This is a genomic window from uncultured Cocleimonas sp., assembly GCF_947495625.1.
Classification (GTDB): domain Bacteria; phylum Pseudomonadota; class Gammaproteobacteria; order Thiotrichales; family Thiotrichaceae; genus Cocleimonas.
On record NZ_CANLZW010000012.1, the window covers coordinates 36,024 to 56,939 of the forward strand.

Annotated in this window: 16 protein-coding genes; 11 read left to right on the forward strand and 5 right to left on the reverse strand. The window is 40.4% G+C overall.

Annotated elements, in window-relative coordinates; translation table 11 throughout:
- Positions 1-48: 48 nt before the first annotated feature.
- From dsrK to ald, 6 genes are all read left to right on the forward strand, one after another.
- Complete coding sequence (dsrK, locus tag Q1A31_RS08475) at positions 49-1,749, forward strand: sulfate reduction electron transfer complex DsrMKJOP subunit DsrK (protein WP_299875166.1); 1,701 nt, start codon at positions 49-51, stop codon at positions 1,747-1,749.
- 107 nt (positions 1,750-1,856) lie between these two features.
- Positions 1,857-3,824, forward strand: coding sequence for an NAD(P)-binding protein (locus tag Q1A31_RS08480; protein WP_299875169.1), 1,968 nt, complete (start codon positions 1,857-1,859; stop codon positions 3,822-3,824).
- A gap of 71 nt (positions 3,825-3,895) precedes the next feature.
- Positions 3,896-4,477, forward strand: coding sequence for a hypothetical protein (locus tag Q1A31_RS08485; RefSeq protein ID WP_299875172.1), 582 nt, complete (start codon positions 3,896-3,898; stop codon positions 4,475-4,477).
- Positions 4,470-5,198, forward strand: coding sequence for a sulfate reduction electron transfer complex DsrMKJOP subunit DsrO (dsrO, locus tag Q1A31_RS08490; protein WP_299875175.1), 729 nt, complete (start codon positions 4,470-4,472; stop codon positions 5,196-5,198). The genes Q1A31_RS08485 and dsrO overlap by 8 nt, the downstream gene beginning before the upstream one ends.
- Positions 5,199-5,202: 4 nt before the next feature.
- On the forward strand, positions 5,203-6,420 hold the full coding sequence (gene nrfD, locus Q1A31_RS08495; protein ID WP_299875178.1) for an NrfD/PsrC family molybdoenzyme membrane anchor subunit: 1,218 nt from the start codon (positions 5,203-5,205) through the stop codon (positions 6,418-6,420).
- 341 nt (positions 6,421-6,761) lie between these two features.
- The gene (gene ald / locus Q1A31_RS08500) at positions 6,762-7,877 is read left to right on the forward strand and encodes an alanine dehydrogenase (RefSeq protein WP_299875181.1); all 1,116 of its coding nucleotides are present in this window, start codon (positions 6,762-6,764) and stop codon (positions 7,875-7,877) included.
- 103 nt (positions 7,878-7,980) lie between these two features.
- Here ald and Q1A31_RS08505 read toward each other — a convergent pair whose 3' ends face one another.
- The 3 genes from Q1A31_RS08505 to Q1A31_RS08515 form a co-directional block, all read right to left on the reverse strand.
- Complete coding sequence (locus Q1A31_RS08505) at positions 7,981-9,147, reverse strand: sodium ion-translocating decarboxylase subunit beta (RefSeq protein WP_299875184.1); 1,167 nt, start codon at positions 9,145-9,147, stop codon at positions 7,981-7,983.
- A gap of 9 nt (positions 9,148-9,156) precedes the next feature.
- Positions 9,157-10,971: a sodium-extruding oxaloacetate decarboxylase subunit alpha gene (gene oadA, locus Q1A31_RS08510; RefSeq protein ID WP_299875187.1), complete on the reverse strand. Its 1,815-nt coding sequence runs from the start codon at positions 10,969-10,971 to the stop codon at positions 9,157-9,159.
- Positions 10,972-11,076: 105 nt separating this feature from the next.
- Positions 11,077-11,328: an OadG family protein gene (locus Q1A31_RS08515; protein ID WP_299875189.1), complete on the reverse strand. Its 252-nt coding sequence runs from the start codon at positions 11,326-11,328 to the stop codon at positions 11,077-11,079.
- A 304-nt stretch (positions 11,329-11,632) separates the two neighbouring features.
- Between Q1A31_RS08515 and Q1A31_RS08520 the strand changes: the two genes are divergently transcribed.
- Complete coding sequence (locus tag Q1A31_RS08520; RefSeq protein ID WP_299875192.1) at positions 11,633-12,160, forward strand: YgjP-like metallopeptidase domain-containing protein; 528 nt, start codon at positions 11,633-11,635, stop codon at positions 12,158-12,160.
- Positions 12,161-12,231: 71 nt separating this feature from the next.
- Here Q1A31_RS08520 and ppc read toward each other — a convergent pair whose 3' ends face one another.
- A complete protein-coding gene (ppc, locus tag Q1A31_RS08525; protein ID WP_299875195.1) occupies positions 12,232-15,093 on the reverse strand; it encodes a phosphoenolpyruvate carboxylase in 2,862 nt (953 codons plus the stop codon).
- Positions 15,094-15,411: 318 nt separating this feature from the next.
- Between ppc and pssA the strand changes: the two genes are divergently transcribed.
- The 4 genes from pssA to rimI all read left to right on the forward strand — a co-directional run bounded on the left by pssA (position 15,412) and on the right by rimI (position 19,487).
- Positions 15,412-16,197, forward strand: a complete 786-nt coding sequence (gene pssA, locus Q1A31_RS08530; RefSeq protein ID WP_299875198.1) for a CDP-diacylglycerol--serine O-phosphatidyltransferase — start codon at positions 15,412-15,414, stop codon at positions 16,195-16,197.
- A gap of 355 nt (positions 16,198-16,552) precedes the next feature.
- A complete protein-coding gene (locus Q1A31_RS08535) occupies positions 16,553-18,112 on the forward strand; it encodes a 2-isopropylmalate synthase (RefSeq protein WP_299875201.1) in 1,560 nt (519 codons plus the stop codon).
- Between the two features lie 21 nt (positions 18,113-18,133).
- Entirely contained in the window at positions 18,134-18,997 is an 864-nt protein-coding gene (locus tag Q1A31_RS08540; protein ID WP_299875204.1) for a uracil-DNA glycosylase family protein, read from the forward strand.
- 10 nt (positions 18,998-19,007) lie between these two features.
- Positions 19,008-19,487, forward strand: coding sequence for a ribosomal protein S18-alanine N-acetyltransferase (gene rimI / locus Q1A31_RS08545; protein ID WP_299875207.1), 480 nt, complete (start codon positions 19,008-19,010; stop codon positions 19,485-19,487).
- A 32-nt stretch (positions 19,488-19,519) separates the two neighbouring features.
- Here the strand turns inward: rimI and Q1A31_RS08550 are convergent, their stop codons facing one another.
- Complete coding sequence (locus Q1A31_RS08550; RefSeq protein ID WP_299875211.1) at positions 19,520-20,857, reverse strand: c-type cytochrome; 1,338 nt, start codon at positions 20,855-20,857, stop codon at positions 19,520-19,522.
- Between the last annotated feature and the right edge of the window lie 59 nt (positions 20,858-20,916).

Here is a 20,916-nt window from a genome sequence, read left to right on the forward strand (position 1 = left end):
ATATGCTTACGCTGAATTTATTCTTGGAAAGAAGCACGGAGAAATATTGTGGCTGATTACGATGTTCCAGAAATAAGCGGCGAAGATGGCATCGTAGATGTCCCTAATCTTCAGCCTGATGCGATGAAGTCACATGGACCTTGGGTTTCTAAACCAGAATTCCAGGAAGCAATGCACTTTCCCACTGATTTCAATATGCCTGAAGATGTTTCGGATTATGGAAATACAGATACCCTTGTTGAAAACTGGAAAGAACGTGCTTTAGATAAAATGGCTGACCTAAAAGGTCGTTATCGCTCACTTCAAGTATTTTTAGATATCTGTGTTAAGTGTGGAGCTTGTACAGATAAATGTCATTACTATTTGGGATCGACTGATCCTAAGAATATGCCCGTCGCAAGACAAGACTTATTACGTAAGGTATATCGTCGTTACTTTACCTTTGCCGGTAAATTCTTTGGCAAAATGGGTATGCCTGGATTCGTTGGTGCGGCTGAACTAGACGAAGATGTAGTTAAAGATTGGTATAACTATTATCACCAATGCTCACAATGCCGTCGCTGTTCAGTATTCTGCCCATACGGCATTGATACCGCGGAAATATCAATGGCTGCGCGTGAAATTCTAGATCATATCGGTATGGGGCAAAAATACTGTACTGAGATCATGGGTAAGCTAAACAAGATTGGTAATAATCTTGGTCTGCCAGAAGCAGCATTGGCGGATACTCTGGAAGGCTTAGAAGAAGATATTTACGATGAAACCGGCGTAGATGTTAAGTTACCTTTAGATAAAAAAGGATCTGAAATTCTTCTAATTACACCTTCTGCAGACTTTTTTGCTGAACCACACGTTGATGGTTTGATGGGTTATGCAAAAGTTTTTCATGAGCTTGGACTCGATTGGACTTTAAGTTCTTATGCTTCTGAAGGTGCCAACTTTGGTATGTTCATAGGTAGCTATGAAAATATGCGTAAGGTTTCACTACGCATTCGTAAAGCAGCGCAAGATCTTGGTGTGAAACGCATTGTATTTGGTGAGTGTGGTCATGCATGGCGTGTCGCTTACAACTTCCTAAATACATTAGCTGGTCCATTCGATTTCCTTGATCAAAATTATCCAATTCCTCAGCACGTATTAGAAATTACTGAGCCAGCTTTGGCTGCGGGTAAACTAAAGATCGATAAATCCAAGAATGATGACAAAGTTCTTACATTTCATGACTCTTGTAATATCGCACGTGGTAGTCGTATGGGTCCAAAACCCGGCGGACAGTTTGATATCCCACGAAATGTTATCAGAGCAGTCTGTAATAATTTCGTAGATATGCCGGCAGATACTATCCACGACGCTACTTTCTGTTGTGGTGGCGGTGGCGGTATATTGACTGATGATTTGATGGATATACGCATTAAAGGTGCTCAGCCAAGAATGGAAGCATTGAAACATGTTACTGATAAACACCAAGTAACTCATATGGCTGCAATCTGTGCCATTTGTAAATCACAATTTACTAAAGTCATTCCTTACTACGGATTCAGTATGGATATGATCGTAAGTGTGCACCAGTTAGTGAGTAACGCAATTTTCTTAACTGGGCAACTTACAGAAGAAGAAATTGAAGCAAAAGAAGCAGCTGAAGAAGCAGAAAGAATTGCTGCGATGGAAGCTCGCAAAAAAGCTGCAGAAGAAAAGGCCGCTAAAGAAGCAGCTGAAAAAGATACAGATAAAACAAAGAAAGACGAATAGTAACTAACGATACATAACTATCGTTTATTTAAAGTCGAATAGACAAACAACGTTTTTAGAAATTAAATTGTCTAGAATTATCTAGATAGAGTAATGGAGATATAAGCATGGCAACTTCACCTGATGATAAAAAATTGGCAAAAGCCCACACGTTCAGACGTTATGATGATGATGATTATACGTGGGATAGTATGGGAGAATATATCTTCCAGGAAGATACCTCTTACAAATGCCCTACTTACATCCAGAAAACTCCACCATGTCAGGGTAGTTGCCCTTCAGGTGAAGACATTCGTGGTTGGTTACAAATCGTTCGTGGGATAGAAAAACCAACGGGTGATATGACGATGCAGGAATATGCATTCCGTCGTTCTACTGCGGCAAACCCGTTTCCATCAATGATGGGTAGAGTTTGTCCAGCACCTTGTGAAGAAGGTTGTAACCGTAACGACGTTGATGAATTTGTTGGAATTAACTCTGTAGAGCAATACATTGGTGATCAAGCGACAGCAGCAGGATTAACGTTTGATGATTCAGCAACACCGTCTGGCAAGAAAGTAGCCATTATTGGTGGTGGTGTAGCAGGCATGGCAGCAGCTTACCAGCTTCGTAAAATGGGTCATTACTCAACAATATTTGACGATCATGCACAATTAGGTGGAATGGCTCGTTATGGTATCCCTGGTTATCGTGTGCCACGTGACAGTATGGACGCGGAAATCGCACGTATTACCAATATGGACGGTGTTGAAGTAAAACTAAATACTCGTGTAGGTAAAGACGTTGAAGTTGCTGATCTTGAAAAAGAATACGACGCTATCCTTTGGGCACTTGGCTGTAAGAATGGTCGTGGTTTATTCGTAGATAACTGGGATCAAGTTCCAAATGCAGTCACAGCAGTTCATTTCTTAGAAGCCTTTAATCTTGGCGATATGAAATATACAGCTCCTAAGGTTGTATGTGTGGGTGGTGGTGATACATCTATCGATGTGGTTTCAGTATCTCGTCGTATCGGTTCACTTGCTGATTACAATGAGCATGCTGAAGATGTTGCAACGGGCAAAGTTAAGCATGATTCAGAACCAGCAAATAAAGTACCTGCTGAAGTAACATTAACCTCATTATTCCCATTAGACCAAATGACGGCTGCCGAGCACGAAGTTCAGGATGCTCTTATTGAAGGTGTAACAATCTTAACCGAAGTTATGCCATCAGAAATCGTAGTAGATGAAAATGGCAGAGCAATCGGTCTTAAAGTCGTTGAAGCTGTCATGGAAGGTAATATGCCTAAGCCAAAAGAGGGCGGTAAAGAAACATTGATCGAAGCTGATCTTATCGTTTCTGCAATCGGTCAGTTTGGCGACCTTGAAGGTGTAGAAGAGTACGGAAATGACCGTAATGCAATCGATGCTGACAACTTCTACCAGGTTCCTGGCAAAGAAGGTCATTTTGTAGCGGGTGATATTGTTCGTCCTCACCTACTTACAACGGCTATCGGTCAAGCTTCTATAGCTGCTGAGACTATCGATCATTACCTTGTTCACAACGAAGAGAAGCTAAGCAAGCGTCCAAAAGTTGATAAGCATCATTTTGACTTATTAGACAAGCTTAAGGAATTCAATCTTAGTCCTACCTCTTATGATGAAGGAAAAGAAGAAGATCTTCGTGGTACAGATACTGATGATTATGCAGTTCACAACTTTGATGATCGTTCAGAACATGAGATTGTAGCTTCAAGCGAACTGTTTTTAGGTCATTTCGAGAAAGTTGAACGTTATAAACGCACCGAAGATGTACCAAGTGAAAACGAAGTTTTAGGTCACTTTGCTGAACGTATGAATGCGCTTGAAGAACAGCAAGTCATTGATGAGGCAGAGCGTTGTATGAGTTGTGGTATGTGTTTTGAGTGTGATAACTGTGTTATCTACTGTCCACAAGATGCGGTATTCAGAGTTAAGAAAGACCAGTCAACAACAGGACGTTATGTAGATACTGACTACAACAAGTGTATTGGTTGTCATATTTGTGCTGATGTATGTCCTACTGGCTACATTGAAATGGGCTTAGGTGGTTAATTAACTGGGCTGGTCAATCAAAGTAACGACACCAATCCTTTAATAGGATTGGTGTGTTCCTCGAGAATTATATGTTGAGAATTCAATCCATATTTACACAGTTGGTTAGATCCTTCGTTGTATTATCGTTTTTGTCTGTATCGCTTCTAGGCTTAAGTGCTTGTGATAGTGAACCACCTGCTTTAATGAAAGCATCAAAGCAGTTTGATTCAGATGAAATTCGTGACAAGCACGTAGCTCATATGCGTAAGAACCATATGGATGAGCTTATGCATAAGCGTGATGAGACTGTCTATAACGGTATTCGCACAAAAAAATACAGCCTAAATGCGTGTATTAATTGTCATGTTCCTGAGCAACATAATGGCGAAGTTCTACGCCATACCAATCCTGAGCATTTTTGTTCAACCTGTCACGGATATGTAGCGGCTAAATTAGATTGCTTTCAGTGTCATGTTGATCACCCCGTTAATCAGCAAGCGACTGCTGAATCTGAATCATTGCCTAATCAAAACTATCATGGTGCCAATGTTGCTGTAGAAGTGAGTGCAAATAACAGCGACAAAATATCATTAGTTCAGAACAACGCTATGTCAGATCAGGACAATATTGAATCTGAAAAGAATAATAAAAAGGGAGCTATCAGTGAGTAAGATAAATTCATACCGCCGTAATTTTCTCTCAGGCCTTGCTGGAACAGCGGCAGCTGTCACAGTTGCACCAGGTATTTTCTTACGTGAAGTACAAGCAAAACCAGCTGATGAGCCCATCAGCGATAAAGTGCGTTGGGGAATGTTAATTGATGTAAACAAACTCACTGATGGTGGAGATGCTTGTATCGCAGCGTGTAAAAAAGAACACGGATGGGGCGATGAGGAACATTCTAACGATCTACAAGATGCTCAATGGATCCGTAAAGTAAAAGTCACTGAAAAGATGACGGGTAAAACAGTAAGTTTACCGGTTATGTGTCAGCACTGTGAAACAGCACCCTGTGTAGATGTTTGTCCTACTGGCGCATCGATGAAGCGGGCAGATGGTATCGTTCAGGTTAATAAACACATTTGTATAGGTTGTCGTTATTGCATGATGGCTTGCCCATACAAGGCTAGAAGCTTTGTTCATGAAACTTTGGTTGATCAACGTCCCGGTACTCCACGTGGAAAAGGCACTGTTGAATCATGCAATATGTGTGTCAATCGTGTCGATGAAGGCAAAAATCCAGCCTGTGTAGATGCAGCACCACAAGCGATGTTGTTTGGTGATTTGAATGACGAAAACAGTCAAATCAGTAAAGTATTAAAGCAGTATGGTGGGACGCAGATACGTGCAGACCTAGGATTGAATACTGGCGTACGCTACTGGGGTATATAAGACAATGGCAACAAATACCGTATTTAGTGAAATTAAAAATAGTGGCCTTGGATTTTGGGCTGTTTTGGGATTTTTTGGTTTGATGACATTAGTTGGTGCTGGTGCCTTCTATTATATGCATCACCACGGTCATCATGTGACCGGGATGAATAACCAAATTGTTTGGGGTATGCCTCATGTGTTTGCGATTTTCTTAATAGTCGCAGCGTCAGGTGCAGCTAACGTTGCAACTGTAGGCACAGTTTTCGGTAAGAAAATTTATCAGCCATTAGGTCGTTTATCTGCTTTTCTTGCTGCTGCATTACTTGTAGGCGGTTTGATCGTTTTATTGCTTGATTTAGGAAGCATAGGGCACGTCATTGAAATGGCCTACGGCTATATAAATTTCAAATCTATATTTGCCTGGAACATTATTCTTTATTCAGGGTTTATAGCTATTCTCGCTGTGTACCTATGGACTATGATGGATCGCAGTAAAGTTGCTAAAAAATTCTATAAACCAACTGGAACAATAAACATGTTCTGGCGTTTCATGCTTACTATGGGTACAGGTTCTATCTTTGGGTTTCTTGTAGCAAGGCAATATTACGATGCAGCTATTTTAGCGCCGCTATTTATTGTTGCTTCTTATGTCTATGGAACTGCAATATATACCTTGGTTTTGATGGCAACTTTTAAAATGACAGGTCGCGAACTAGGTGATGCAGTGCTCAATCGCTTACGTTACACCTTAGCCATATTTATTGCTTTGGTATTATTCCTTGAGCTAGTTAGACACCTGACAAATATTTATGCGACTGAGCATCATGGCGTTGAATCTTTTATTCTTAATGGTGGTCCGTTTTCGAATCTGTTCTGGTATGGGCAAATTGTCTTCGGAAGTTTAGTTCCCATGTTTTTGGTGTGGTGTACTTTCCTCAGAAATAATCGAACTGCATTAGTAGTAGCTGCAATCCTCGCGATTATGGGTGGTTTTGCGCAGATTTATGTGATTCTGATTGGTGGCCAATCATACCCTTTAGTTTTATTCCCTAATTCAGAGACCAGTAGTACATTCTCTGATGGAGTTTACAATGCCTATTCAGCAACATTACCAGAGTACTTATTAGGTATTGGTGGAGTAGGTTTGGCTTTATGTGTCCTCATAATCGGTATGAAAATATTCAGGTTACTGCCAACGACATTAGCCGATGCAAGTGTAGATCCGCATCACTCTTCTTAAGGTCTTTATCTAATCAAAACTAAGTTCTAGTTCTGATATTTAGCTCTGTTAAAAAAGCCTCTATGGATTAATTCATAGGGGCTTTTTTGTTGTCTTACATTCGAATAAAAAATGCCTTGCTCTGCTTAAATTCCAAAACCGTTTTTAAAAGATAAAAAAGAATTGTCATTCAAAGTAGGGGGGTGGCACTTAATTATTTAAAACCTTAATTTAGATGATGTCATTGTACTTTATACGTAAGGTACTGATTAATATTGAAATCAATACTATGATTAGATTTATATAATGTTTTATTTGGAGTTTAACTTTCTAGTATATAAATAATAAAAAGGAGATTTACTGTGTTAATAGGTGTACCAAAAGAAATAAAAAATCATGAGTACCGGGTTGGTATGACTCCAGAATCTGTTTCATCTGCTGTAGCGCATGGACATTCTGTGATGGTTCAGAGTGACGCAGGAATTGGGATTGGCGCAGATGATGCTACTTATTTAAAAGCAGGGGCTGATATCATTGCAGATGCTGCTGATATTTTCGCTGCAGCAGAAATGATTGTGAAAGTAAAAGAACCACAGGCTATTGAACGCGCAATGCTTCGTAAAAATCAAATTCTCTATACTTATTTACATTTAGCTCCCGACCCAGAACAAACCAAAGATTTAATTGCTTCTGGTGCACACTGTATCGCTTATGAAACGATTACTGACAATCATGGTGCATTGCCATTATTAAAGCCAATGAGTCAGGTGGCAGGGCGTTTATCCATTCAGGCAGGCGCTTATGCCTTAGAGAAAAGTCATGGTGGTTTAGGTGTTTTACTCGGAGGTGTACCCGGTGTTGCCCCTGCTAAGGTAGTTATTCTTGGTGGTGGTGTCGTGGGCTTTAATGCAGCGCAAATGGCTGTAGGTGTTCAAGCGGATGTCACAATCCTTGATACAAACCCAATGACAATAGAAAGCTTGAGTAATCATTTTGGCAATACCGCAAAAGTCATTCATTCAAATGCAGGCATTATGCGCGATTATGTTTTAGCTGCAGATTTGGTTATAGGTGCAGTATTAGTTGCTGGCGCTGCAGCGCCTAAATTAGTAACTAAAGATATGCTTAGTCAGATGAAAGATGGCGCGGTTTTGGTTGATGTTGCCATTGATCAAGGTGGTTGTTTTGAAACATCGCATGCGACGACTCATGCAGATCCGATCTATGAAATAGATGGAGTCGTTCATTATTGTGTAGCAAATATGCCAGGCGCTGTTCCAAGAACTTCTACGTACGCATTAAACAATGCAACCTTACCTCACTTACTCGCGATTGCAGATAAAGGCTGGAAAAAAGCGTTGACGGATGATCAGAATTTAAAAAATGGATTGAATGTCAGTGGAGGGAAAGTGACTTATGAAGCGGTAGCGGAAGAGTTAGGTTACGATTTCATTTCACCTGATTCTGTGATCAGTTAAAAAAAAGTGCCTTAAAGTAGGGGGGTGACATATCAACCAGAAGCCAGTGCTTGAGACTGACTTCTGATTAATAAAAGATAGTTTAAGGTGTTCTAATGACTAACTAGCTAACCATACTAATCATCACACCGGCTGCAATAGCAGAACCGATAACACCAGCAACATTTGGCCCCATTGCGTGCATTAATAGATGGTTATGTGGATTGGCTTCGAGTCCGACTTTATTAGATACACGAGCTGCCATAGGTACAGCAGATACACCGGCAGATCCAATCAAAGGGTTGATAGGATGCTCACTAAACTTATTCATGAGTTTGGCTAATAAAATACCTGAAGCAGTTCCGATACAGAATGCTATAGCGCCTAGAGCTAGAATACCCAGCGTTTCCCAGTTAAGGAACTTGTCTGCACTCATTTTTGATCCAACGCCCAAACCAAGGAAGATGGTAACGATATTGATTAATGAGTTCTGAGCAGTATCGCTCAAACGATCAACAACACCTGCTTCACGCATTAAGTTACCGAAACAGAACATACCTAGTAATGGAGCCGCACTAGGTAGAACCATGGCAACTAGCCCAAGTAATAATAGTGGGAATACAATTTTTTCTGTTTTAGTTACATGACGTAACTGAACCATTTGAATAGCGCGTTCTTTTTCAGTGGTTAATGCACGCATTATAGGTGGCTGAATAATGGGTACTAAAGCCATGTAAGAGTAGGCTGCAACAGCCACAGGACCGAGAATATCCGGAGCTAGTTTACTGGTTACAAAGATAGCTGTAGGGCCATCAGCGCCACCGATAATACCTATCGCTGCGGCATCATTAAGTGAAAAATCAAGGATGCCAAAGTAGCTTAAGCTCACTGCGCCAATGACAGTTGCGAAGATTCCAAATTGAGCCGCAGCACCTAATAATAAGGTTTTGGGATTAGCCAGAAGTGGACCGAAGTCAGTCATCGCACCCACACCCATGAAGATAATCAACGGGAACATACCCGAGGCGATACCTACATTATAAATGTAATACATCATGCCGCCAGGGCTGGTCATATGTCCTAAAGCATCATAAACTGGTGCTGCTTCAAAACCGCCACCTGGTACATTAACCAGTAGCGTACCGATCGCGATCGGAACTAGAAGTAACGGTTCAAACCCTTTTTTGATCGCAAGGTAGAGTAATATCAACGCGACAAGCATCATTGCCGCTTGACCGAAATGTAGTTGAGCGATTCCAGAATCGCCCCATAATTTTAACAGTGTTTCCATGCGTCAGTCCTAGGCCAGTGTTACTAATATGTCGCCGAGGGCTACATCGTCGCCTTCTTTAACCGTGACGTCTACCACGGTAGCGGACTTAGGTGCGATCACCGTAATTTCCATTTTCATAGCCTCGAGGATGATCATGACGTCACCTTCTTCAACGAGATCGCCTGGGCCTACTTGAACCTTGAATACATTGCCAGCCATAGGAGCCGGGAAGCCTTCACCCTCTGAAGAGGTTGGAGTTGTAGCCCCAGCCGATGTAGCTCCTGCGATTGATGCGCCTGAAGTAGGTACAACACCTGTGATATCGCCGCCATTACCCACGGTAACTACATGATCAGTGCCATCTACAGTTACTGTGTAAATTTCCTCACCACTGGCAGATGTAACTGTTGAGCCTTCATTTCCAGTTGGAATTGGCTCAAAGGCACTAGGATTATTTCTGTTTTCAAGGAACTTCAATCCAACTTGAGGGAACAACGCATAGGTTAATACGTCATCGATCAGGCCTTCACCTTCCGTTAGTTCGATGGACTTCTCTTTTGCAATTGCTACGAGCTCATCTTTAATCTTATCTAATTCAGACTCGAGTAAATCAGCAGGTCGACAGGTAATTAATTCATCTCCAGCCAGCGCCTGCTTTTGTAACTCTTCATTAACGTTTGAAGGAGTTGCGCCATATTCACCGCGTAGTACACCCGCAGCCTCACCGGTAAGCTTTTTATAACGTTCACCTGTTAATACATTTAGAACAGCCTGTGTACCAACGATTTGAGAAGTAGGTGTAACCAATGGAATATAACCAAGGTCCTTTCGTACTTTAGGAATTTCCGCTAATACTTCATCGAGCTTATCGCCAGCGCCTTGCTCTTTGAGTTGACCTTCCATATTGGTAAGCATTCCACCCGGAACTTGAGCCAGTAATATACGTGAATCTATGCCTTGTAAAGAACCTTCCCACTTCGCATATTTTTTACGAACTTCGCGGAAGTAAGCTGCAATTTCTTCAAGTAACACTAAATCCAGACCAGTTGCACGCTCGCTTTCTTCCATAATCGCTACCACTGATTCGGTAGGTGAATGACCGTAAGTCATCGACATGGATGATATAGAAGTGTCTACGCGATCAGCGCCCGCTTCAACACATTTGAGATTAGTAGCTGTTGATAAACCAGTGGTTGCATGACAATGCATGTGTATAGGTACAGAGACGATCTTTTTAAGCTCGGAAACGAGTTCAAAGCCAGTATATGGTTTGAGTAAACCCGCCATATCTTTAATACAGATTGAGTCACAACCAATGTCTTCAAGTCGGCGTGCCATATCTAGCCAGCCCTGCAGGTCGTGGACTGGGCTTACAGTATAAGACAGTGTTGCTTGTGCATGCTTGCCTACTTCTTTAACTGCTTTTAGTGAGGTTTCCATATTACGCGTATCGTTCATCGCATCAAAAACACGGAAAACATCCACGCCGTTTACAGCGGCACGTTCTACGAATTTGTTTACAACATCGTCGGCATAGTGACGGTAACCCAGAATGTTTTGAGCACGGAATAACATTTGCTGAGGAGTATTAGGCATTGCCGCTTTAAGCTGGCGTATACGATCCCATGGATCTTCACCAAGAAAACGGATACAAGAATCAAAAGTCGCTCCACCCCATGTTTCAACAGACCAGTAACCAACACTATCCAGCTTCTCAGCGATAGGTAGCATATCTGCGAGTCGCATTCTTGTGGCAAATAATGACTGATGTCCATCACGTAAAACAACATCGGTGATGTGCAGTTTCTCGGGCTTTTTGTCGGTATTTTTTTTCTGACTCATAATGCTCTAACTCAAAGTGCTCTAATTATTGTATTAAGGTTACTGTTATCTCACATCTATAAAGAGGAGATTATCTATTATGCAGTATCGTTATTTGCCGTTACGTTAATTACCTTTACGGTGTTGATCAACAGCCGCTTGTAGTATTTTTAAGGTGGCAGGAGCAATGCTGGCTCCACTTGCTGATTTGGGTCTCTTTCTTGGTGCAGGTGGCTCAATAATTTTTTCAGGAAACCAGCGCAATATAACTTTAGACATGGCTCCCGTCGCGAAAATAAGTATCGTGAGGAAAATAAATACTGTCCCCATGCCAAACAGCATCAGGTTAAGCCCTTGTTCTATTAAAGAGTTATCCATTTATGAAGTATTCTTGAATTAATAATTAAAAACTGAAAAACTTATTTCAGGAGGTGATGTCAATTTCTTACTAGAAGAAACCGCTAGCTAGTAGAATAAATTATTCATAAGCGAAGCCAATACAAATTAGCTTCACTCATTGGTTTTGTCAATCCAGATTCAATGTATCATTAAAATGCAATCTTAATTATTGAAAATACCAATCAATACAAAAACTGCCTATAGTAGGGGGTGTCATTTTAATTTCTTTCTGCTAGATTGCCGAAGCAATCCGTATATTCTCGATATCTTCCTTAAAATACTTATGACAACTCCACCAATACCCTCTCTAATAAAAAAATACCTTGGTAGTTATCCACCAACAGTTATACAACAAGTTCAGTCATTGGTCGATAATGATAAGCTCACTGAGTTTTTATTGCAGCGACATCCAGAGACGCATTGTATTTATAACGATAATGATTTGCGTGAATATGTATTGGCTTTAAAGAATCAGCATATGAAAAAATCATCACCGTTGAGTAAGGTGATTTATGACAGTAAAATTCATGTGGTGCACAACGCTTTGGGTTTACATAGCTATATCTCGCGAAAACAGGGTAGCAAGTTAAAGTCTAAAAACGAATTGCGCGTCAGTGCTGTGTTTAAGAAGTCCTCAGAAGCTTTGTTAAATATGATAGTGGTGCATGAGTTGGCTCACCTTAAAGAGAAAGAACATAACAAAGCTTTCTATCGGCTGTGTTTGCATATGCTGCCTGATTATCACCAACTCGAATTCGAGATGCGATTAATGTTGATCCAATTGGAGCAGGGTGGCTCGATTTATGATTAATGTTGCTTAACAGCATTTTCATAAATCAAAACACACCCCCCTACTTATAGGCGTTTTTTTACAGAACTATTTTATCCTGTGTTTCGCATACCCGCTGCAATTGCATTAATCGTGAGCAATAGCTCGTCAATCCAAGGTGATTCTTCTTCAGACTTGCTGATAAATTCACGGTGTCTTCCAAGTACCGTTATCTGGATATGATTTAACGGATCTAGATACGGTTCGCGACGCTCCAGTGAATATTGCAACAACGGTGTTTCTTGCAGAAGATTATCGATTTGTGCGATTGATAATAATTCCCTGACTGTCAGATAGTATTCAGCGGCAATTTTGTCATAGATAAAGGCTGATCGTTTTTTATCTTTCCACAGATTTGAATATTCCTTTGCAATATCCATTTGTGCTTTGAACAGCGACATTTGCACATTACTGAGCAATGCTTTGAAGAATGGCCATTTCTGATACATTTCTCTTAATAACAAATCGCCATGTTCTTTACGGAATGTTTCAAGAGCTGTTCCAATACCATACCAGGCAGGTAGAGTATGCCGTGATAGTGACCAGCCAAATACCCAGGGAATTGCGCGAATAGATGATTTAGAGCGATCTGTTTTACGGTGAGAAGGGCGTGATCCGATATTCATCTGCCCAATTTCGGTAACGGGTGTATTTTCGTAGAAATAATCCTGAAAACCTTCCGTGTTATCTGTTAAGTCCCGATAACTTTCCTCACCGGATATAGCGATGTCTGCCATTGCCTGAAGGTAATTATCTGCATATTTTCCATGCTTTTTGACGATAGATTGACTGGCTTTTAACAATCCTGTGATTCCTACGCCCAATTCGTAAACTGCGGTTTCGGTATTACCGTATTTGTTTGACAACACTTCACCTTGCTCGGTGAATTTGATTTGACCATGAACGGTATCAGGCGGTTGCGAAATTATCGCTTCATGAGTTGGGCCGCCGCCACGTCCTACAGTACCACCACGACCGTGGAACATTCGGCATTTAACGCCATAGGAATCTGTTAATGCGATAACTTGTTTCTGCGCATTGTATAAGTTCCATTGCGAAGCGAGTATGCCTCCGTCTTTACAGGAATCTGAATAACCCAGCATTACTTCCTGTAAATTCCCCGATACTTTAAGTAAATCCATATACACGGGATTTTCGAATAGATTGGTTAGCACTTCACTGATGTGACGTAAATCTTCAATGGTTTCGAATAGGGGTGAGATTTGAATATTGCAGAATGGTTTGCCGCGGGCATCAGTGCCAACTATGCCAGCCAGTCTAGCCAGGAACATCACTTCTAAAACATGGCTGGCAGTATGAGTCATTGAAATGACATATGTACCAAAAATGCTATCACCTGTTTCGGCTCGCATTTCCATCATCGTATCAAATAATTCTAATGCTTCGACAGATTCTGCAGACAGTGATTCCGGATTTGGTTTTGGTAAATTTACCCGCGATATTAAATTTGCCAGAGTTTCAATACGGTGTGTTTCAGATAATGTTTCGTAATCCTGATCCGGGGTAAATTGTTTGAGTACTTCGGTAACCGTTCGTGTATGCACTGTTGATTCCTGACGAAGGTCAAGTTTGTACAGGGTGAAACCACAGGTTTCTACTAAACGGATTAAATCTTTAAGTTCTCTGTTAGCAATATACTGATCGTTGTGACTGATAAGAGAGTCGCGAATTAAATATAGCTCATTGAGAAACTCAGTAACTTCTTTGTAGGCTCCTATAAGCGCACCAGAGGATATATCAGCTTTTACTCCAGTGATATGACTTCTAACTGTTAGAAAATTTGCATTTAACCTATGCGCGATATAATCAAGTTTTTGTCTATAGGGCTCATTTTCAAATAATTCTGTTTTTCGTTGAGAAATGTATTCTTTGAGTTCTGCCTCATCTGCTTTTAATGAAGTAGTAAATTCTGCACTAGGTGTTATGAACTCTATATTGTGAGATAAAATACTACGTAGTTTCAAGATCCGACAATGATATTCGTTGAGCGCTTCTTGCATATGCAAACGAATGGCATTCCTAGTGACAGCAGGGGTGACAAAAGGATTGCCATCTCTATCACCACCAATCCAGGAGCCAAACTTTAATAAGCTGGGTATGTTAATTTTTCCAGAGCCGTACACTTTACGCGTTGCTCGTTCAAAATAACGATAAACCATGGGTATTGCTTCAAACAGACTTGCCTGAAAATAAAATAGCCCGTATCGCACTTCATCTTCTACGGTAGGTTTATTTAACCTGACTTCTTTTGTGCGCCATAATAATTGAATTTGCGATTTAAGCTGGTTTTGCAATGAGCCTCGTTCTTCTGATGTGAGTTCGTCCCTGTTGAGTTGATCAATTATAAGAAAGATACGACGCTGTAATGTCATCATCGTTCTACGTCGTGCTTCAGTAGGGTGGGCCGTAAAAACCGGGGTGTAACGTAACTCATCGATGATTCTTTGCATATCTTCTGCAGAGATTCCAGATTCTGCTATTTCATCAACCGTTCTAAGGAACGATCCTTGCCAGAGTTTCCGATCGTCTTGTTTATATAATTTACGTCGCTCACGATGCAAATAATCTTCTTCAACAATATTGGAAAGTACATAAAAGGTATTAAAAGCACGTGTCACTTGTTTAAGTGTGTGTTCGTCAAGTGTTTCGATATACGCCATGAGATCCAAGCGTTTTTGCGGATCATCTTTATGACGCAAGCTGATATAGCCTGTTCTTAAGTATTCAACCGTATCAAAAATCGCTTCACCTTCTTGTTCTTTCAAAACCTCGCCAAGAAGATTGCCTACAATACGAACCTGTTTTTGCAGTGGTTCCATATTTGTTTCTGGCACTTCTATTCCATGGGAAAGTTGTTCATTTAAAGCTTCTTCATTGGGTCTATCTTTATTCATAAGGAATTTATACACCTTTAAATTTATTATTAAATGTTCAGTTGATCATGGCGCTGAGTAATGAAAATGCCACATATTGCCAATACTCATGGATAGTTAGTATACGTTTCATCTTATTATTTAGAATAGAAAGAATAAAAAAACATAAATAAATTATTCGGTTCAGCTTTTAGACAGCTAGTGTTCTGTAATATAGACGTCGCTAACAACAAGAAATCGCTTGAGCGATCACATTCAACGGGCCTTGTGCCCGTTTTTTTTCGCCTAAATTTTGTAAGATTTCTGTGACACCCTTCAAAACTATGTAAGAATGTGCCCATGAATGAAACAACTAAACCATCTCCTCGTAAAGGTATATATTTATTACCTAATTTGGTCACTACAGCGGCTTTATTTAGCGGATTCTTCGCCATTTTAGCTGCGATGAATGGCCAATTTGAAAAGGCCTGTATTGCGGTATTTGTTGCTATGATTCTAGACGGATTAGACGGCAGAGTCGCTCGTTGGACAAATACTTCTTCTGAATTTGGTGAGCAATACGATAGCTTATCTGATCTTGTTTCTTTTGGTTTAGCACCCGCATTGGTTATGTATCAATGGTCATTAATTTTTATGCGAGACACGAGTGTATCGTGGGGCAAGCTAGGCTGGATGGCTGCGTTTATCTATGTGGCATGCGCCGCATTAAGATTAGCGCGATTTAATTCTCAAATACATGAAGTCGATAAAAGACATTTTATTGGCTTACCAAGCCCGGCTTCGGCGGCCATTGTGGTTGGAATGGTATGGATGTTACATGATTTAGAATTTGAAGGTAAAGCGTTACAGATACCAGCATTAATCATGACCATTTTTGCAGGTTTGTTGATGGTAAGTAACGTTAAATACAACAGTTTCAAGGACTTTGATCTAAAAAGTAAAGTACCGCATCTAGCCATTTTGGTAATCATTTTAATCTTTGCTTTGGTGCAGGTCGCTCCACCGATAGTGCTATTCTTTGTGTTTTTTATCTATGCATTATCAGGGCCTTTCAACTGGTTGCAAACCAGAAGAAAAGCATTAAAGCGCTTATCTGAAGTCCAGAAGAAAAACACCAGTGATTAACATTCTTAGTTAGTTCATAAGCAAATTTATAAAAAATAATTTCATTTCTTGAATTTATGAAGAAAAAGAATATATTTAAACTATGAAGCAGCAACACAACATAGCCAAAACTATCAAAGTTGCCAAGGTTAAAGCCAAGGTAGCTACGAATAATCAAAATTCGGGTTTGTTTATGTCTGCAGCTTTTTTATCACTACTGCTACTCAGCTTGTTACTCCTCCTGCCTTTGGGCAGATGATCTTGCCTTTGCGAGGCCAAACGCTAATTTATTTAATTTTTTTGTAAGCTTTCTCTAGTACCTTCTTGTCTTTATAATTGCATCAATCATGCGTGCGGAGAATGGAGTAGATACCAAATGACAGATAATAGTAATTCGAGTGATCGTTTGATCATTTTTGATACAACTTTGCGCGATGGCGAGCAAAGTCCTGGGGCTTCCATGACTTTGGAAGAAAAAGTACGTATTGGCAAAATGCTAGAACAGATGCGTGTTGATGTTATCGAAGCAGGCTTTCCAATAGCAAGCCCTGGTGATTTTGAATCAGTAAAAGCAGTTGCAACAGCCGTAAAAGACAGTACAGTTTGTGGCCTAGCCAGATCACTTGATGCCGATATCGAGCGTGCAGGCGAAGCACTAAAACCAGCCAATTCTGGGCGAATTCATACCTTTATCGCAACATCTCCGATTCATATGAAAGAAAAACTTCGTATGCAGCCTGATGAGGTTTTAGTACAAGCTATTCGAGCGGTTAAAAAAGCTCGTCAATATACTGATAATGTTGAGTTTTCAGCAGAAGATGCGGGCAGAACAGAGTTCGATTTCTTATGCCGTGTAGTAGAAGCAGCTATAGATGCCGGTGCCACTACTATCAATATCCCAGATACAGTGGGTTACAATATCCCGCATCAATTTGGTGACATGATTCGTCGTTTAATCGAAGCAGTACCAAATTCTGATAAAGCGGTTATTTCAGTGCATTGTCATAACGATTTAGGCTTGGCAGTAAGTAACTCATTGTCTTCGGTGCTAAATGGAGCACGACAGGTTGAATGCACCATCAACGGTTTAGGTGAGAGAGCTGGTAACGCGTCTCTTGAGGAAATCGTCATGGCAATTCGTACACGTCACGATGTTTTTGATTGTCATACCAATATAGATACCTCATTTATAGTTCCTGCATCTCGTTTAGTTTCTTCGGTAACAGGTTTTCCTGTTCAGCCAAATAAAGCGATTGTGGGTAAAAATGCATTTGCACATGAGTCTGGTATTCATCAGGATGGTGTTCTTAAATCACGAGAAACCTATGAAATCATGCGTGCACAGGATGTGGGCTGGTCAGATAATAAAATCGTATTAGGAAAACACTCAGGACGTAGCGCTTTAAAATCTCGTTTAGAAGAGATTGGAATTATTCTTGATAACGAAGAAGCATTGAACGCTGCATTCTCACGGTTTAAAGACGTTGCAGATCGCAAGCATGAAATTTACGATGAAGATTTAAGAGCGATTGCATCAGAATCACAGGCGGCATTAGAGCATACTCGCTATCATTTGATTTCTTCCTGGGTTTGTTCGGAAACGGGTGAAACACCAAGAGCTAAAGTCGTACTCAACGTAGATGGTGAAGAAATGACTGGCGAGGCAGAAGGTGGTGGTTCGGTAGACGCTGTATTCTCTGCAATTAAAGCCATTGTTGGAGAACAGGGTACACTTGAATTATATTCTGTGAACAATATTACTAGTGGTACTGATGCTCAAGGCGAAGTTACGGTGAGATTAGAAAAAGCAGGCCGTCAGGTTTATGGTAATGGATCTGATCCGGATATCGTTATTGCATCGGCCTATTCTTATCTAGATGCGCTGAATAAGTTGGCCAGTGACGAAAGCCGGGCTCATCCTCAGCATAGCGTATAACTAAGTACTTTATAGACATCAATGACTAGTCCTGCACAATTACAATATCTTAATGCCATGGGAATCCCTGTTTGGGTTTCCCGTGAGCTTGTGATTGATGAAGCTCTTAAAATTGATGAAACTCAGTCTGAATATGTAAATACAAGTCCTAATAGATCCACAAGAGAAAAGTCAGGAACTCATTCTACAAATACTTCTGGTGTGTCAAACGCAGTAGATAATATTTTGCAGGAGCTGCAGCAGAAGGAAGAAGAGTCAAAAGTTACTAAAAGCTCTCCAGTAAATGAGTCTCCTTCTGAAGCCATCAGAAAAATCACAGAATCATTAGACACTGAGCCGAAAGTAACTAATCGAACACAAGTTAATATTCCTAATGTCTTCGCTAAAACCGAACATCATACTGTCTATGCAGAAGGAAATTTAGATGCGGACTGGATGGTTATTGGTCAGAACCCAGAATTTATAGAACATGAACAGGGACAACCTTTCACAAGAGAAGAAGGGGTTTTGCTTGAAAACATGGTTCGTGCATTGGGAATAAAAAGGCCACGTAATGATGCTTATCTAGTAAATGTTTTGAGAAACTCTCATCGTAATGATTCCGATGCCCAGACTTCTAAAATAGAACTCAATGCCATTCTTCAAGATTGTATTAAGCAAGTACAACCAAAAATTATCGTCATTGTCGGTCAGTTAGCAGCCCAAAATGTCTTACACAGTGACGAGCCTTTAGCTCGCTTAAGAGGGAAACCCTTTACCCTGCCAGATTCAAACACATATATTGTCGTTACTTATTATCCTAGTTACCTTTTGAATAAACCGGCAGATAAGCGCAAAGCATGGGAAGATTTAAAGCTGGCAATAAGTTTAGTCGCTGAAAGCTAATACTAATTACATGAAGTCACAGTCTACTCATCTGCAATATCTTCGACCAATGCAACACGAAGATTTAACAGAAGTAATGAAAGGCGAATTAGCGTCTTATCCTTATCCATGGACGTTAGGAAACTTCCAAGACTGTATCAATAATCAGGCTTACTCCTGTTGGGTGTTTCAACAGGGTAAACAACTCAATGGTCACCTTGTTATCTCTGCTGTGGTTAAGGAAGCACATATTTTGAATATCTGTGTGTATCCAGAATTACAAGGAAAAGGCTGGGGAAGAAAGTTACTGTCGGAAGCAGAAATAATTGCAGAAAAGAGAGAGGCTGAAACTGTTTTTCTAGAAGTAAGGCCTTCAAATAAAGCTGGCATCAATCTCTATCAAAGTGAAGGCTATAATGAAATTGGTTTAAGAAAGGGGTATTACCCAGCAGATAATGGTCGTGAAGATGCGGTTGTTATGGCTAAGACACTAGTGTTTAAATCTTTGTAAAAAATTAACTAAATCTATTTTTACTTGTCTTGTTATTGCGTGGCTTTCTTTAAAAAAGAAATTAGCGCTTTTCGTTGTTTATCATCTGCTACCTTTTGCAGTGGCATTTTAGTGCCAGGTACAATTTTTGCAGGGCCTTCTACAAATAGATCATCGATGGTTTTTTCGTCCCAGATAATGGGTGAATTTTTCAAGCTATCCGAATAACTATAGCCCTCAAGTGCCCCGGCTTTACGACCAAACACTTTATGCAGTGTTGGGCCTGCGCGGTTAGCGTCATCAGCATTCAAGGTATGACAAACACTGCATTTTCGCGCGAATTGTAATTCGCCCAAAGGTACGCCAGTTTTTACCTGAAAGCGTCTGGGTTTATGATCAACCCAGAGATTTTGATCTTCTTTATCGGTAATTTCCCAGTACTTTACTTCGTCATCAAGCGAACCGTAATACAGTGACTTCCCATCATCGTTAAACGCAAGGGCCCAGACAGGGCCAAGAATTGTAATAGTTTGTCCTTTAAGCTCCCAATTATTAATATCCCAAACTCTTATCACACCATCGTTACCCCCACTGGCGATAAGATTATGTTTGGAAGAAACTGCTAAACCTAATACGGGTTTTTCATGAGGGATCAATATCTTGCTGATTTTTTCTTTATCTAGATCAAAGATTTGAACATCGCCATTGGTCGTCCCAAAGATTAGCTGCTTTTGTTCAGGCAACCAGCGCATGATATTGATTGGCCAGCCATGCGAATGCAGTACCTTAATGAACTCACCTGAATCAGCATCCCATGAACGAATCTTGCCATCATACCCTGCAGAGTAGAGTGTTTTACTATCCGCAGAAATCAAAACGTTATTTACAGGATGGTTATGAACGAGAATTTTATGAATCAATTTCTGAGTATCTAAGTCCCATAAAATAATATTTCCATCCCAACTGGATGTCGCGGCATATTTAGCATCATTCGAAATATCGATAGAAACAACTTTAGCGAGATGTCCTTCTAATTGAGCTATCTCTTTGTTCTTTAACAAATCCCAGATAAACACATTGCCTTTGTCTCCGGAAGAAATCGCTTTCTCACCGGAAGGAAAATACTTAATTGCACTTACTGCGCCTTTATGAGCTATAAATCGGTGGTTTTGTTTGGGTTTTTCAGCATTTCCAGGATCAAGGTCCCACATCATAACAGCATAATCGAGGCTGCCAGAAAGTGCTGTTTTACCATCAGGGCTTATGGCAACAGTGTTTACTGGGCCTCCGTGACCTACTAAGTTTTTGATATTTTTAACAGCATCAGCCATTAGATTGCTGTGAGTCAGCAAGCTGATTAATAATGTGAAAATGAATAGAAAACGTTTCAAATGCTGGCTCTTTTTAATTCCTTATCAAGAATATAATATATAGGATAAAACAGCGAAAA